The sequence below is a fragment of the Streptomyces sp. NBC_00996 genome (genome assembly GCF_045162675.1).
Taxonomy (GTDB): Bacteria; Actinomycetota; Actinomycetes; order Streptomycetales; family Streptomycetaceae; genus Streptomyces.
This window is the reverse complement of sequence record NZ_CP108723.1, coordinates 125,794-139,930: the sequence shown is the minus strand read 5'-3', so window position 1 is coordinate 139,930 and position 14,137 is coordinate 125,794. Positions and strand designations below refer to the sequence as shown.

Genomic DNA, 14,137 nt, shown 5'->3' with positions numbered 1-14,137 from the left:
CCATCAGGAACTCACCCGGCGCAAGGTCGGCTGGGCGGTCAACGAAACGGGCTCGACGCGGATGACGATGGATTTGGTCGTGGGGGTGTTGCTGGTCTCTGCCGTGGAGTCCAGGGCGACCAGCACGTTCGTCTCCGGGTAGTAGGCGGCGGCGCAGCCGCGGGGTGTGGGATAGCGGACGGCGCGGAAGCCGGGGGCGCGGCGTTCACCGTCGGGGTTGACGCTGACCAGGTCGACCAGGTCACCGTCGTGCAGGTGGAGGTCGCGTAGGTCGTCCCGGTTGAGGAAGACGACGCGCCGCCCGCCCTTGATGCCGCGGTAGCGGTCGTCGAGGCCGTAGACGGTCGTGTTGAACTGGTCGTGCGACCGTACCGTCGTCAACAGCAGGTGTCCTGGGGGGACTTCGTGTGCGGTCGGTGGGTTGACGGTGAAGCGGGCCTTGCCGGTCGAGGTGGGGAAGGTGCGTGAGTCGCGCGGTGCTCGGGGGAGCATGAAGCCGCCGGGCTGCCGGACGCGCTGTTCGAAGGCGTGGAATCCGGGGACGATGTGCTCGATGCGGCGGCGGATCAGGGCGTAGTCGTCGCGCATGGCGCGCCAGCCGAGGTCGTCGCCGAACAGCGTGTGCCCGAGGTCGGCGACGATCGCGACCTCGCTGCGCAGGTGCGGGGATCCGGGAAGGAGGCGTCCGCGCGAGGCGTGCACCATGGCCATGGTGTCCTCGACCGTTACGAACTGTTCGCCGGAGGGCTGCTGGTCGCGCTCCGTGCGGCCGAGGCAGGGCAGGAGCAGCGCCTCGGTGCCGTGGCACAGATGGGACCGGTTCAGTTTGGTCGCAACGTGGACGGTGAGGGCGCAGGTGGCCAGGGCGGCCTCGGTGACCTCCGTGTCGGGCGTGGCCGCGGCGAAGTTGCCGCCGAGGCCGATGAACACGTCGACCTTGCCGTCGCGCATTGCCCTGATCGAGTCGACGGTGTCCAGGCCGTGGGCACGAGGGGGATCGAATCCGAACTCCTCGCGCAGCTTGTCCAGGAACGTGTCTGGCATCTTCTCCCAGATGCCCATGGTGCGGTCGCCCTGGACATTGCTGTGTCCGCGGATCGGGGCGGGGCCAGCACCGGGGCGCCCGATGTTGCCGCGCAGCAGATGGAAGTTGACGATCTCGCGGATGGTGGCCACCGCGTTGCGGTGCTGGGTGAGCCCCATCGCCCAGCAGACGATCACGCTGTCGGCGGCCAATACTTCGGCGGCGCAGTCCTTGATCCGGCGGCGGGACAGACCGCTCAGCGTCTCGATCCGCGACCAGTCCAGGGCGCGCCATGCGGCCGCGGCCGCCTCGAATCCGTCGCAGTACCGGTCGATGAATTCATGGTCGAGGGCGGAGCCCGGCCGGGCGTCCTCCTGCTCGATCAGCGCGCGGTTCAGTCCCGCGAACAGAGCCAGGTCGCCGTTGATGCGCACCGGGAGGTAGCGGTCGGCGAGCTTCGTACCCGGACCGGCCAGGCCGCGGGCGGTCTGCGGGTTGTGGAAGCGGCCGAAGCCGGCCTCGGGGAGCGGGTTGGCGGCGATGATGCGCGCGCCGCGCTGCTTGGCCTCCTCGAGCGCGGTGAGCATGCGGGGGTGGCAAGTGCCGGGATTCTGCCCCACGATGATGATCAGATCGGCGTGCTTGGTGATGTCCGCGTAGGTGATGAGGCCCTTGCCGACGCCGAGCGTCTCGGTCAAGGCCGCGCCGCTGGATTCGTGGCACATGTTCGAGCAGTCGGGCAGGTTGTTCGTGCCGAGCCGGCGCGCCAGCAGCTGGTAGAGGAAGGCGGCCTCATTGCTGGTGCGGCCGCTGGTGTAGAACACGGCACGGTCCGGATCGGCGAGGCCGCGCAGGCGATCAGCGGTGAGCGTGAGCGCGTCCTTCCAGGTGATGGGCGCATAGTGCGTGGCGCCAGGGGCGAGGTGCATCGGCTGGGCCAGCCGGCCCTGCGCCTCCAGCCAGTGGCCGTCGCGTTCCCGCAGGTCGGCGATGGAGTGCTCGGCGAAGAACGCCACGTCCACCCGTTTGCGGGTGGCCTCCCAGGCGACGGCCTTCGCGCCGTTCTCGCAGAACTCCGCGATCTTCCGGTGGTCGGGATCGGGATCGCCCCATGCGCAACTCGGGCAGTCGAAGCCGTCCACGTGGTTCACCGACAGCAGCGTCTGCAGACTCCGCTTCGGTCCCATTTCCTCGATGGAATAGTGCGCGGATTCGGTGATGCCATGAATTCCTACGCTGGACTTCTTGGGACCCGACGATGTCGGTTCCGATGCGGGCGGAGGGCCGCCCGCCGATGTGTTCGTACCGGTCGGATGGGTCGGTTGTTCAGCCATGGCCGCCTCTTTGCCTATATGGGCCAATGGTATGCGAGGGCGAAGTTGACCGCAGCAGCGTACGCGAGATACATGAGACAGCCGCCGGTCGCAATGTGGAAGAATCCCAGCGCGCGTTCGCCGATCTTTGAGTCCGATCGAGGCGAAGAAATCGAAGAAGTAGGTCGCGAACAGGCCCAGGAAGAACAGACCAACCGGCCAGTCGGCGACCTTGAAGAACATCGTGGCGCCCATCGCGGAGATCACCATGAAGGCGACGCACATGCCTGCATTGGTTCGTGGATCATTTCCGCGATAACGGTTCCAGCCGATCGCGAACCAGTGAATGCCGTACGCGGAGAACGCCAGCGCCGCCACGTACAGCGGCGGTTCCTCGGCGATTCCTGGAGGCAGGTCAGCCCGACGAACAGGATCATCCCTGTAATGAGCTGGCACAGGCCGGGCATCCAGATCCCCCACACTCCGAGCCCCCGGTCCACCGCATCACTTTTCCGCGGATAGCCGAACAATTCGTGCGGCCCGTGGTCAGGTATCCGGTACCGAGGCCGAAAAACCCGAGCGCCAGCGGTGGAAATACCGAGGGGACGAATGTCACGTCGGTTCTCCTCCTTCGAAGAAGAACCGACAAAGACGTCCTCGTGACCGACGGCGGGGCTGCCCCAGCTGTCCGGGCCCGGTCGCCCCCCGACCGCTGCTGCCAGGAACACGCTCCGACACGGGGGAGGCTCTTACGAGTCTGAGCCGCAGTGTCCCACGGTCGTTCTACTGGGCCTGTTGTGAAAGTCCGTACGGATGTGTACCTGTCCGCAGTGCTCGATCTCGACGACACCCGGCGCTCGGGTGTCGGAGGGCGTCCTGGCAGGGCCGGGCATCCCGGCGTTAAGAGACGGGCATCGCGCCGTCAGTGCCGTCGAGTAGGTTCTCTCCGTTCGGCCCGTCAGGCGGGCCGCCGAACTGGGAGGACTCGTCGCCGTGAGCATGCACATGCACATGCGCGCCGTCGCGGAATGCGAGATCCGGGACGACCACACCTGGCTTGCAGCGTTCATGTGGGAGGCTTGGGAGAACCACCCCGACGAGTACGCAGCGGGCATCGCCGAGTCGATCGACAAGGTCTGGGGCTCCGTCAATGACCTCTATGCCGCTGCCGATGTCCTCGATGCGGATGCCGACGACTCTTGGGAGCTGCCGATTTACGGCGGGCGGCCAGTGGCGCACAGGGCCGATGCCGACCCCTCCAACCCGCCCCTGTTGATTCTGGAGCCGCCTGGGGTGTCACAGGCCGCAGGCTTCCTCGCACGTGTCTCGTTCGACGAGCTGTGGAACGTCGCCGGTGCCAAGCTCGTCTGGGCCGGCTGGGACGAAGCGCAGGTCAGGCAGGAGTTCCTCGACTATCACAGGGGCATCCAAGGGTTCTATGGGCGGGCGGCTGCGGCAGGCCACGCCGTGGTCAGGGCGGTGTGGGCTTGAGGCGTGGTCGCGTGCCGGTCACAGCCATTCGTTGATGGCGGCGACCAGCAATGTCGCTTCGTAGCGGACAGCAAGTTTGTCGTATCGCGTGGCCACGGCCCGGTGCCGCTTCAGCCGGCTGATGCCGCACTCGACGGCGTGCCGGGCCTTGTAGTCCTCCGGGTCGAACTTCGGTGGACGGCCGCCGCGGGAGCCGAGCTCCTTTCGGTTTTTCCGGGAAGCGTACGCTTTGTCGGCGCGCACGCGATCGGGCCGAGTGCGCGGCCTGCCCGGCCCCATGCGGGGCACGCGGACCTTGTCCAGGACGGGCTCGAACTGCGGGGAGTCGCCGCGCTGTCCGGCTGACCACGATGGACATGGGCTTCTGCCCCTGCTCGGCGGCCAGGTGTAGCTTGGTGGTCAGGCGGCCGCGGGAGCGGCCGAGCCCATGGTCGTCCGGCTCGATGACGATGCCGCCGGGCGGTTCCTTTTGCAGGTCCCCCTTTTCCTTGCCCCGGCCGCGTGCTGGTGGGCCCGGACGATGGTGGAGTCGACGTTGTCCCAGGTGATCAGATCCTGGGCGTCGGCCCGGGCCTGCAGCTCGGTAAAGATCCGCTGCCAGATACCGTCTCGCTGCCAGCGGCGAAACAGGTCGTACGCCCGGCCCCAGGGCCCGTACCGCTCCGGAACATCGCGCCACGGCGTCCCGGTTCGGGTCCGCCACCGTATGCCGTCGATCAGTCGTCGCCGGGTCCATATCGCCGGCCGGCCCGGCTTCTTGCCCTTCGGCAACAGCGGCTCCAGCACCGCCCACTGGCGTGATGACCAACGGCCGAATCACCCAGCCCGGCCGTGTATTCGCCCTCGAACAGCGACTGCATCTGGTCGACCGCCAACTGCTGGGGACCTGGGCAGCCGGAGGCCGGCCGCTGTGGGAGCTGCTGCCCGCACTCCCCGCACCCCGCAGGCCGTCCTCGCTGTCCTGACCAACGCCTTGCCGTGGCCTCGGCGGCAGCCGCCAGATCGCCTTGCCCCGGGAGCGCCGCCGAAGGAGTACCTGACAAGAGCGCGAATCGAGCCGTTGTGGGCATCTTTGCTGCCACCCGTGGGCGACCGGCTACTGGGACGCGACCTGTGCGAGCTACACCTTGATGAGCGCTGTTCGAGGAGGCGGGAGGGGCTGTTCATGCTCACCATCAATGTGGCGGTGCTCCTGGCGGTCATCATCGTCTTCCGGTTGGGTCGCCGGACCCAGGCGCGAAGCCGCAATGACGAGAAGCTGACCGTGCTCATCGTCTTGGTGTTCGGCGTCCTCGTGGCTCCGACGGCGTTCGGGCAGGGGATTCTGGACGCCGTGGGGCAGCTGGCGTCCGGGATCAGTGAGTCGGGTCGCTGAGTCGGGCCGTACTGCGGTGCCGAAGGTGGGCGGAGCGGCTATGGGCCAGGCTTCGCAGTCTTCCCTGACGGCGACAGCGGCGATGACCACGGTGGCCGTCAGGTCGGCCCGGACGACGTCGAGGTCACTCGCCCTGGTCCACTTGGGCAACCTGCTCGGTCAAGTTCGGCGATGGTCAGGCAGGGTGGGCGTCCGTCAGCACCCGCTCGGGGTGCAAGGCCGGCCGCCCGGTCCGTCTTCGAGCACCGTATGCATCGACCCTGGGGTGCGGTGTGCCCCCGACGTGGTTGCACTCGCCAACGTGTGATTCACCACAGTCAGTTATGTTGTGCACAATTTAATTGCTGACTAGCGTCTGAAGTCGACACCACAGCACAGGGAGGCAACACCATGGATCCCGTCCGCTACGAGGATTACCGCCCCGCCGAACGTCGGACTTACCGGGAGGAGTTGGATGCGGTGGTCGCACAGGTGGCGCAGCGCACCCGCGCCTCGGTCGAGCGCGAGGTCGTCGGCCGCGTCGTCCGCACGGCCCACGGAAAGACCTACGGCCTTCTCACGGCCACGGTCACGGTCGGTGACAACCGCGGCTTCTACGGTCAGGGCATCTTCGCCCGACCCACCGTGTACGACGCCGTCGTCCGTTACTCCAACGGCCTTGGTCACCAGCGCCCCGACCACCAGCTGGGCGCGGCGTGCGGGATGGGCATCAAGCTGTTCGGGGTCCCCGGCCCGTCACTGCTGGACGACGAACCGGACAGCGGTACTTTCGACCTCAACTTGATCAACAACGATGTCTTCTTCGCGAACACCGCCTACGACTACATGGTCATCGAGGACCTGTTCGCGGAGCTGCCGGAGGCCCTGGTGAACCCAGCCCGCCGCAAGACCTGGATGGCGGAGTTCCTGACCCGCCGGGGTACGCTCACCGATCCCGACAGCTGGCTGTGGGACGAACTGTTCGCCATGTTGTCGTTCACCACCGTCCCGCGCAGGAACCTGCTGTCGTACACCTACAACAGCATGGGCGCCTTCCGGTACGGCGACCACATCGCCAAGATCCGTACCGTGCCCACGACCGAGTCCGTGGCCTCCCTGACGCACGAGATCGTGGACGTGCGCGCGGACAACGAGGCGTTCCGCCACACACTCGTTGCCGAGGCCGCGGAACGGGACCACTCCTTCGAACTCCAGGTGCAGCTCAACACCGATCTGGCCCACATGCCGGTGGACAACACCTCCGTGAAGTGGCCCCAGGAACTGTCCCCGTGGGTGACCGTCGCCCATGTGGACCTCCCGCGCCAGGACATCGGCGGGGACGAGAACGTGGCGGCCGCCGACGCCACGTCGATCACACCGTGGCGCTCACGCGAGGAGCACCGGCCTGTCGGCGAGATCCAGCGGGTGCGGCAGGAGGTGTACCGGCGTTCGTCCATCGAACGGCACCGCATCAATGGACAGCAGCGGCGCGAACCGGTCAGCAGCGCGCAACTGCTCGGATGAGCCGGCTCAGCCGCGTCCCGCCGCCTGCGCCGACCGCACTCGGACTGCGGCAGGGCGACAAGCGACCCGGCAACGGATTCTCGACGCCGCTCACGTGCTCTTCCCGGAGCGTGACGACGTGTAGCGGCGGGCCCTCCCAAGTGGCGTGAACCGCCCGCACGGTGGGGCCCTGGGAGCGGCTGTGGGCGGCGTCGGCTCGGCTCGGTCGATGGCCTGCCCCCTTCAGGGGCGCGGCGGAGTCATGCCATCGCAGTCGCATGACCGCAACTGCGCCGCCCGCACATGCCAGACGGACTACCGCAACCACGCCGGTCGTTCTGGGGGAGTGCGCCCTACCCCCTGCTCGGGAACGGCCATCTCGCCCAGCGGCGACCAGTCGTCCTGCGGAACGTTCGCGCTCATGATGCGGGGTGTTTCGACCGGATGGCGCCGGCAGCGTCTGCTGCACGGCCTTGAAGTGCGCCCAGCGCACGCTCGTAAGCGGGAAGGCCGCGGGTGCCCTGGCCACGCCCACGCCGGAACGGCGCACCCGTGCCAGGTCCTATCCTCGGCGCGGCGGGCGGAGCCGCTCGGTTTCGGCGGCGGAACCTGTTCCCCCGGAACAGGCTGCCCGAGGCCCTGCGGGGCGACGTGGCGGGATTCCCCGGGCCGCGCAAGAGGCGCAGGGCCTGCCGCGGGGGATCGGACGAGGCGGCCCTGCGCAGGAGGGTCAGCGCGTGGGGTCGAGAAGGATCTTGCGGACGCCGTCGGAGCGGCCTGCGAACAGTTCGTACGCCGCCGGGCCTTCGGAGAGGGCGAAGCGGTGGGAGACCACGACCTCTGGCTTGATCCGGCCGGCACGGGTGAGGGCGATCAGAGCAGGGAGTTCGTAATGCACGGAGCACAGCCCGATGGCGAACTCCAGTTCCTTGATCTGCGCAAGTCCCATATGGAAGGGGAAGGCCTTGCTCTGGCTGACCCCGATGACGCTGACCCGGCCGGCCTGCCGGACGGCCTTGAGGGCGAGCTCGATGGTGGCGTCCGAACCCACGGCCTCCACCACGGCGTCCGGCCCGCGTCCGTCGGTCATGTCCCGTATGGCCGTCCGCGCGTGCTCGCCCTCGACCGGCTCGACACCCAGGGTGGCGGCGAAGGCGCGGCGCTCCGCGACCAGGTCTGCGCCCAGCACCCGCGCGGCGCCCATCGCGAAGGCGGACTGGGCGGCCATGAGGCCGACCGGGCCGAGGCCGATGACCAGGACGGTCTCGCCGGGCTGGATGCGGGCTCGGCGGCAGCCGTACCAGGCCGTGGGGGCGTTGTCCGTCAGGACGGCGGCGGCCTCGTCGGAGATGTCCTCGGGCAAGTGCACCAGATTGACGTCGGCGTATGGCACCGCCAGGGCCTGGGCCTGGCTGCCCGGGAGCTGCGGGCTCACTCCGTAGCAGAGGTCCGTGCTGGACGTGGCGCGCTCGCACCGGGCGGTGAACCCGGCCGCGCACGACCGGCACTCGTCTAGCCGACAGAGGCGGGCACCAGAACCCGGTCGCCGGGCGTGAAGCGGGTCACCTGGCCGCCGGTGTCGACAACTACGCCGACGCACTCGTGCCCCGGCGTGTAGCCCAGTTCCGGGCTGAACGGGTTGCCGCGGTAGATGTGCAGGTCGCTGCCGCAGATGCCGGCCGCTGTCACCTGCACCACCGCGTCGGTAGGGCTGGTGACGGCCGGGTCGGAGACATCCCCGTAGCGGATGTCGTGACGGCCGTGGTAGGTCAGTGCTTTCATCGGGTTTCTCCCCCTCAGCCCGGTCGGTCCGCGATCTTCAGCACCAGCTTGCCGTGGTTGTCACCACGGAACAGTCGCATCAGGATCGCCTCCTCGACGTGCTGCCAGTCGGTGGGCCGCGGATCTCCCACGGGACGTGCGGCCAGGCGCACCTGGCCGTTGATTCTGCTCAACTCCGGCGGCTCCTTCGACGGTCGCGTTGGATCGGTGGCCGGCACGGTCGACAGGCCGGCATCGGCGCGCAGTGACGCTTCTACAGAGCATACCGACCAGTCGGTATGGATGGTGAGCGTACGGGTGCCGTGCCGTCGGAGACAAGAGGGGCCCGGCGCGACATACGATTCATGCACTCGGTCGCCTAACTCACACCCGGTCTCGCATGTCGCGCCTGCACGTCGCCAGCGGATGACCTCCGTGTGCGCAGAGCAGCGGAATGGCACCTGTTCGTGCACTCCCACAGCTTGAACTGGCGTTTTAGCAGGGAGAGTTGCACGGTGGCGCGCCTCTTGGTCAGGGAGCGGCCACCCGCATCAGGTGTGCGCCCCGGGCTCCGTGTAGGGCACCTAAAGGTAGTAACAGCGTGGGGGCACCGAGGACGAGGCACGATTCCTGGACCGCTCGCGGACGCGGTCCTGGACGGTCGAAGAACTCGTCAGCTGACCCGAAGACCGACCGCCAGCGTCAGTTCAAGGACCCGGTGCGGCGATGCGAGATCCGGAAACAGGTCCCGCAGCTGCGACATCCGGTACCGGACGGTCTGGGGATGGACGAACAACGCCGCCGCCACCTCATCCCGCCTGCCCTGGTGCAGCAGCCACGCCCGCAACGTCTCTTCCAGCCGCCGCGCGGTTGCGACAGGCAAGGTCCGCAACGGTGCGAGGGCTCGGGCACGCAGGTCTGCGAACGCGTCCACGTCGGCGCTCAGCACCAGCTCGGGCAGGTGGTCCTCGGTGTCGCGAATATCAGAGGAGAGGGAGCGTGCGCGTACGGCTCGTGCGTACGAGGCGGACGCACGAGTCCATGGCCGGGCCGGGCCGACCACGGCGGTGCGGTCGGTCAGCTGCCGCAAGAGATGTGATCGGTCGGCATCGGGGACGAGCAGCACGCCGAAGGCGTCCGGCAGATCGTCGAGGACGAGGGTGCTCGGGTCGAGCGCGCGGTAGGCAGGCCGGGCCTGGGCGGCGGGCAGCAGGACCGCGGTCAGCGAAACCGGAGGCTGCCACCCGGCCCGTTGAGCAGAGACAAGCAGCACGTCCGGGCTCGCGCCGGCGAGGAGGTCGCGGGCCAGGTGTTCCAGGTGGCGCTCGTGGGCCCGGCCCCGGGCGGCCAGTTCGTCGGCGTGGCCCGCGGCGCTCGCGGCGGAGAGCTCGTCGATGTAGGCGAAGGTCAGCTCGGCGAACTTGGCGACCTCGGCGGCGGGCAGACCTGCGGGTACGGCACCCGCTGCCAGGCATCGCCAGGCCACGCGGGCGCCGACGCGGTAGGCGCTGAGCAGGGCGTCCATCGAACGGCCGTCCCGGACCTCGCCGCGGCCCAGCTCGTAGGCTGCGTCACCGGCGTCGCCGCGTGTGGCGTTCCCGCTCGCGAGGTCCAGGTAGTGCCCCAGGGCGGTGCGGACGGCTCGGCGGATGGTGCCGCCCATGCGGCCCGAAAGGGCGTTGGCGTAGGGAGGGACCTCGTCGATGATCGCCTGGACGACCTCGTCGGCGGTGGTCTTCAGCGCGGCCCGCAGTGCGGTGACCGTCGTCTCATCCAGGGCCAGTTTGCTGGCCCTCCGGATTGCGTGGCTCATGATTTGTTCCCTGTGAACAATTCAGCCGACCAAATTTACGTCCTGCGGTCAGGACTTTACGCCTTGAGGCACATCAAGCTGGAGTCATGACGAGTGCAGCCCTCCGCAGTAGGGCGTGGAAACTGCTGGAGATGGTCACGACACCGCTGCTGCCGTCGGACTACCTCGACCTGGTCAGCCCGCTGCGTGCGGGCGCTGACCTGCGTGGGCGCATCGAGGCCGTGCACCCCGAGACGGGTGACGCCGCGACCATCGTGATCAGGCCGGGACGAGGCTGGCGCGGCCACACGGCCGGTCAGTACGTGCGGATCGGCGTCGACGTCGACGGGGTGCGCCTGTGGCGTGCCTACTCGGTCACCTCACCGGCAAAACGCCGGGACGGCCGCGTCACGATCACCGTGAAGGCGATCCCGGACGGCAAGGTCAGCAACCACCTGGTCCGCAGGGCGAAACCGGGCACGCTGATCCAGCTCGACCAGGCGACCGGTGACTTCGTGCTGCCGGAGGCCAAGCCCGCCAAGGTGCTCTACCTGACGGCCGGCAGCGGCATCACGCCCGTGATGGGCATGCTGCGCGACACCGAGTTCAACGACGTCGTCATGGTCCACTGCGCGCCACAGCCGCAAGACGTGATCTTCCGCAACGAACTGCACGACCTGGTCGCGGACAAGAAGCTGCAGCTCACCGAGGTGCACACCGACACCGACGGCATGCTCGACATCGCCCGTCTGGACGAACTCGTGCCCGACTGGGCCGAGCGCGAGACCTGGGCTTGCGGGCCCGCGGGCCTGCTCGACGCCGCCGAAGAGCACTGGAGCGAGCACGGCGTCCCAGAGCGCCTGCACACCGAACGCTTCCGCCCCAGCATCGTCGTCGCCGGCGACGGCGGCGAGGTCACGTTCAGCGCCACCGGCAAGACCGTCGACGCGGACGGCGCCACGCCGTTGCTGGACGTCGGCGAGGAGGCCGGCGTGCTCATGCCCTCCGGGTGCCGCATGGGCATCTGCTTCGGCTGCGTCACGCCGCTCAAGGCGGGCGCCGTCCGCGACCTGCGCACCGGCAAGATCACCGAGGCCGCGCCGGGCGTCCTCATCCAGACCTGCGTGTCCGCCGCGGCGGGCCCCTGCGACATCGAACGATAGGAGCACCTTGACCGCCATCGACCCCACCGCCCACCTGACCGCGGAGCAGATCGAGGAGCTTGGCCGCGAGCTGGACGCGATCCGCGACGAGGTGATCGCCAGCCGCGGCGAGAAAGACGCCGCCTACATCCGTAAGGTCATCTCGGCGCAGCGCAAGCTCGAGCTGGTCAGCAGGGGCGTGCTGCTGTTCTCGATCTTCCCGCCCGCGTGGCTGATCGGCACCGCCGGTCTGTCCATGGCGAAGATCATGGACAACATGGAGATCGGCCACAACGTCCTGCACGGCCAGTGGGACTGGATGCGGGACCCGAAGATCCACTCCACCACCTGGGAGTGGGATCACGTCTCGCCGTCCGAGCAGTGGAAGCACTCGCACAACGAGCTGCACCACACGTACACCAACGTGATCGGCAAGGACAACGACCTCGGCTACGGCATCATGCGCGTCGACGAGGACCAGAAGTGGCACCCGTTCCACCTCGGCCAGCCGCTGTGGAACTTCATCAACGCCTGCTTCTTCGAGTACGGCATCGCAGCGTACGACCTGGAGCTCGGCAAGAACCTGCACAAGCGCCGCCGCAAGAACCCGGAGTTCCGCGCGCGGGCCAAGGCCGTGGGCCGCAAGATCCGCAAGCAGGTGCTCAAGGACTACGTGATCCACCCGCTGCTGTCGGGCCCGTCGTTCCTCACCACGCTCGCCGCCACGTTCACCGCGAACCTGGTCCGCAACACCTGGTCCCACTCGGTAATCATGTGCGGGCACTTCCCCGAGGGCGTACAGGTCTTCGAGCGCCGGTCGATCAAGGGCGAGACGCGCGGCCAGTGGTACCTGCGCCAGATGATGGGCTCGGCGAACATCAGCGGCAGCAAGGCCATGCACTTCATGACCGGCAACCTGTCGCACCAGATCGAGCACCACCTGTTCCCGGACCTGCCGAGCAACCGGTACGCCGAGGTCGCGGTGAAGGTGCGCGCGTTGTTCGAAAAGTACGAGCTGGAGTACGTCACCGGGCCGCTGCCCAAGCAGGTGTTCTCCGCGTGGCGCAAGGTCTTCCGGCTCTCGCTGCCGAACAAGAAGCCCAAGGTCGAAACGCCGGCCCGCGAGCAGGAGCTCGTCGCGGCCTGATTCCCGGTATCGGTTCAGATCTTTCGGCCGTACCGGCGGCACCGCCGGGTTCGGTGAGATCCGTTGCGGACGGTGGGCGACCGCGACATCAGACCGTACGACACGGGATCCGGGACAGCCCGGTGTCCGGCTGCACTGCTACCTGGACGTGCGCCAGGAGCTCAACACACACCCCGACCGGCTCCTCCTGGATCAACCAGGTCGAGCGGTGGTTCGGCTACCTCGCCCACCAGATGATCCGCCGCGGCGCACACAAGAACATCCAGGCCCTGGAAGCCGACATCCGCGCCTGGGTCAAAGACTGGAACGAAGACCCCAAGCCGTTCATCTGGACCAAAACAGCCGAAGAAATCCTCGCTCCCTCGCCCGCTTCTGCCGACGGATCTCTGGCGCAGGACACTAGTGCTGGATTCCGCTTTCGGTGGGTATAGCTGCTGGTAGCGGGGCGGTTGCGGGTACTCCGGGGCGGGTGCTGGGTCATGGTGCTGAGGGCACGGCCGGGCCGTGACGAGGGCGAGCAAGCGGTGGTCCACCGCCTGGCGTCGGCCAGAAAGGCGCCGAAGGATGTGGTGGAGCGGTGCTTGATGGTGGAGCTGAGCTGGGACGGGTGGCTGGTCCCGCAGATCGCCGACGAGCTGAGATGCAGTCAGAAGACGGTGCGCCGCTGGCTGCACCGCTTCAACCGCTTGGGGCTGGAGGGCTTGGAGGATCTGGGCGGGCAGGGCCGCAAGCGCCGGATCACCGAGGCCGAGCGCTCGGGGATCGTTGGCCTGGTCAAGCAGACGCCGCCAGGTCGACTCGAGGTGCAGCCGTCGAACGAGATGTGGGCCGCGGACGAGTCAGGGCCCTCGGAGTGGACCTTGGACACGCTGGTCGCTGCGGCCCGGGACCTGGGCATCGAGGTCAGCCGCTCCCAGGTGCGCCGGATCCTGCTCGCGGAAGGGGTTCGCCGGCGGCGCACGCGATCCTGGACGCGCTCGAAGGATCCGGACTTCGAGGGAAAAGGACGCGGATCGTCGAGCTCTACACCAGCCCGCCCGCTGGCGCGACGGTGGTCTGCGCCGACGAACTCGGCCCGGTGATCCCCCGCGCTTTCCCGTTGGCACCGGGCTGGCCGCCGGACGGGCACCGCATCAAGAACGAGATCGACTACTCCCGCGGGCCGGAGAAGACCTGGGTCTACGGCGCCTTACGCGTCCGCGACGGTCAAGCGATCACGATGACCGCCACTTCCCGCAACAGCGCCTTCTACCAGCGGTTCCTCCAGTTGGTCGAGGAAGCCAACCCCGCCGGGGACATCTACGTGATCACGGACAATCTGTCCTCGCACAACAGCGTGTCCACCCGCACCTGGCTCGAGGACCACCCACGCATCAAGCACGTCTTCATCCCGGTCGGCGCCTGCTGGCTCAACCTGCAAGAAGGCTGGTGGCGCATCTTCCGCAAGACCGCCCTGGCCGGATGCTCCTTCGGCGACCCAGGCCACATCACCCACGCCACCAACGTCGCCACCGGCCAGCTCAACTCCCGTGCCCGACCCTGGATCTGGGGCAGACCCGCACCACCCACCAAGCGCTTACGCCGCCGCTATGTGTACTTCCTGTGAGGAA

Annotated in this window: 13 protein-coding genes and 3 pseudogenes; 10 read left to right on the top strand and 6 right to left on the bottom strand. The window is 68.2% G+C overall.

Translation table 11 applies throughout. The features are described 5' to 3' along the window. Window positions 1–3: 3 nt before the first annotated feature. Entirely contained in the window at window positions 4–2,358 is a 2,355-nt protein-coding gene (locus OG390_RS00655) for an FdhF/YdeP family oxidoreductase (protein WP_406164490.1), read from the bottom strand. Between the two features lie 978 nt (window positions 2,359–3,336). Between OG390_RS00655 and OG390_RS00650 the strand changes: the two genes are divergently transcribed. After that, window positions 3,337–3,828, top strand: a complete 492-nt coding sequence (locus OG390_RS00650) for a DUF1877 family protein (protein ID WP_406177437.1) — start codon at window positions 3,337–3,339, stop codon at window positions 3,826–3,828. Between the two features lie 18 nt (window positions 3,829–3,846). Here OG390_RS00650 and OG390_RS00645 read toward each other — a convergent pair. Continuing rightward, window positions 3,847–4,614 (bottom strand): annotated as a pseudogene (locus tag OG390_RS00645) (IS5 family transposase). 14 nt (window positions 4,615–4,628) lie between these two features. On the opposite strand from OG390_RS00645, the gene OG390_RS00640 reads away from it, so the two are divergent. The 3 genes from OG390_RS00640 (at window position 4,629) to OG390_RS00630 (ending at window position 6,706) form a co-directional block, all read left to right on the top strand. Beyond that, window positions 4,629–4,793 (top strand): hypothetical protein, encoded by a 165-nt coding sequence (locus OG390_RS00640; protein WP_406164489.1) that lies wholly within the window; start codon window positions 4,629–4,631, stop codon window positions 4,791–4,793. 200 nt (window positions 4,794–4,993) lie between these two features. Beyond that, on the top strand, window positions 4,994–5,203 hold the full coding sequence (locus tag OG390_RS00635) for a hypothetical protein (RefSeq protein WP_384023799.1): 210 nt from the start codon (window positions 4,994–4,996) through the stop codon (window positions 5,201–5,203). 390 nt (window positions 5,204–5,593) lie between these two features. Then, window positions 5,594–6,706 carry a catalase family protein gene (locus OG390_RS00630; protein WP_406164488.1) on the top strand — a complete coding sequence of 371 codons (1,113 nt, stop codon included), beginning with the start codon at window positions 5,594–5,596 and terminating at the stop codon, window positions 6,704–6,706. 709 nt (window positions 6,707–7,415) lie between these two features. Here OG390_RS00630 and OG390_RS00625 read toward each other — a convergent pair. The 4 genes from OG390_RS00625 to OG390_RS00610 all read right to left on the bottom strand — a co-directional run bounded on the left by OG390_RS00625 (window position 7,416) and on the right by OG390_RS00610 (window position 10,259). Further along, window positions 7,416–8,120 (bottom strand): zinc-binding dehydrogenase, encoded by a 705-nt coding sequence (locus OG390_RS00625; RefSeq protein WP_406164487.1) that lies wholly within the window; start codon window positions 8,118–8,120, stop codon window positions 7,416–7,418. 77 nt (window positions 8,121–8,197) lie between these two features. Then, entirely contained in the window at window positions 8,198–8,467 is a 270-nt protein-coding gene (locus tag OG390_RS00620) for an alcohol dehydrogenase catalytic domain-containing protein (RefSeq protein ID WP_406164486.1), read from the bottom strand. Window positions 8,468–8,481: 14 nt separating this feature from the next. Then, a complete protein-coding gene (locus OG390_RS00615) occupies window positions 8,482–8,640 on the bottom strand; it encodes a hypothetical protein (protein ID WP_406164485.1) in 159 nt (52 codons plus the stop codon). 479 nt (window positions 8,641–9,119) lie between these two features. After that, on the bottom strand, window positions 9,120–10,259 hold the full coding sequence (locus tag OG390_RS00610) for a PucR family transcriptional regulator (protein ID WP_406164484.1): 1,140 nt from the start codon (window positions 10,257–10,259) through the stop codon (window positions 9,120–9,122). A gap of 86 nt (window positions 10,260–10,345) precedes the next feature. Here OG390_RS00610 and OG390_RS00605 point away from each other — a divergent pair, with 86 nt between their 5' ends. The 6 genes and pseudogenes from OG390_RS00605 to OG390_RS00580 all read left to right on the top strand — a co-directional run bounded on the left by OG390_RS00605 (window position 10,346) and on the right by OG390_RS00580 (window position 14,133). Further along, window positions 10,346–11,401: a ferredoxin reductase gene (locus OG390_RS00605; protein WP_406164483.1), complete on the top strand. Its 1,056-nt coding sequence runs from the start codon at window positions 10,346–10,348 to the stop codon at window positions 11,399–11,401. 7 nt (window positions 11,402–11,408) lie between these two features. Continuing rightward, the gene (locus OG390_RS00600) at window positions 11,409–12,527 is read left to right on the top strand and encodes a fatty acid desaturase family protein (RefSeq protein ID WP_406164482.1); all 1,119 of its coding nucleotides are present in this window, start codon (window positions 11,409–11,411) and stop codon (window positions 12,525–12,527) included. A gap of 58 nt (window positions 12,528–12,585) precedes the next feature. Further along, window positions 12,586–12,645, top strand: a pseudogene (locus tag OG390_RS00595) (hypothetical protein); the annotation flags it as partial. A 22-nt stretch (window positions 12,646–12,667) separates the two neighbouring features. Beyond that, window positions 12,668–12,930: pseudogene (locus tag OG390_RS00590) on the top strand (IS630 family transposase); the annotation flags it as partial. 76 nt (window positions 12,931–13,006) lie between these two features. After that, entirely contained in the window at window positions 13,007–13,609 is a 603-nt protein-coding gene (locus OG390_RS00585; protein WP_406164481.1) for a transposase, read from the top strand. Further along, window positions 13,606–14,133 carry a transposase gene (locus OG390_RS00580; protein ID WP_406164480.1) on the top strand — a complete coding sequence of 176 codons (528 nt, stop codon included), beginning with the start codon at window positions 13,606–13,608 and terminating at the stop codon, window positions 14,131–14,133. Before OG390_RS00585 ends, OG390_RS00580 begins: the two co-directional genes overlap by 4 nt. The last annotated feature ends 4 nt before the right edge of the window (window positions 14,134–14,137 follow it).

Coding starts and splice junctions, on each gene's coding strand:
- OG390_RS00655 (WP_406164490.1), bottom strand. CDS start 2,358: ATGGCTGAACAACCGACCCATCCGACCGGTACGAACACATCGGCGGGC.
- OG390_RS00650 (WP_406177437.1), top strand. CDS start 3,337: ATGCACATGCACATGCGCGCCGTCGCGGAATGCGAGATCCGGGACGAC.
- OG390_RS00640 (WP_406164489.1), top strand. CDS start 4,629: ATGACCAACGGCCGAATCACCCAGCCCGGCCGTGTATTCGCCCTCGAA.
- OG390_RS00635 (WP_384023799.1), top strand. CDS start 4,994: ATGCTCACCATCAATGTGGCGGTGCTCCTGGCGGTCATCATCGTCTTC.
- OG390_RS00630 (WP_406164488.1), top strand. CDS start 5,594: ATGGATCCCGTCCGCTACGAGGATTACCGCCCCGCCGAACGTCGGACT.
- OG390_RS00620 (WP_406164486.1), bottom strand. CDS start 8,467: ATGAAAGCACTGACCTACCACGGCCGTCACGACATCCGCTACGGGGAT.
- OG390_RS00610 (WP_406164484.1), bottom strand. CDS start 10,259: ATGAGCCACGCAATCCGGAGGGCCAGCAAACTGGCCCTGGATGAGACG.
- OG390_RS00605 (WP_406164483.1), top strand. CDS start 10,346: ATGACGAGTGCAGCCCTCCGCAGTAGGGCGTGGAAACTGCTGGAGATG.
- OG390_RS00585 (WP_406164481.1), top strand. CDS start 13,007: ATGGTGCTGAGGGCACGGCCGGGCCGTGACGAGGGCGAGCAAGCGGTG.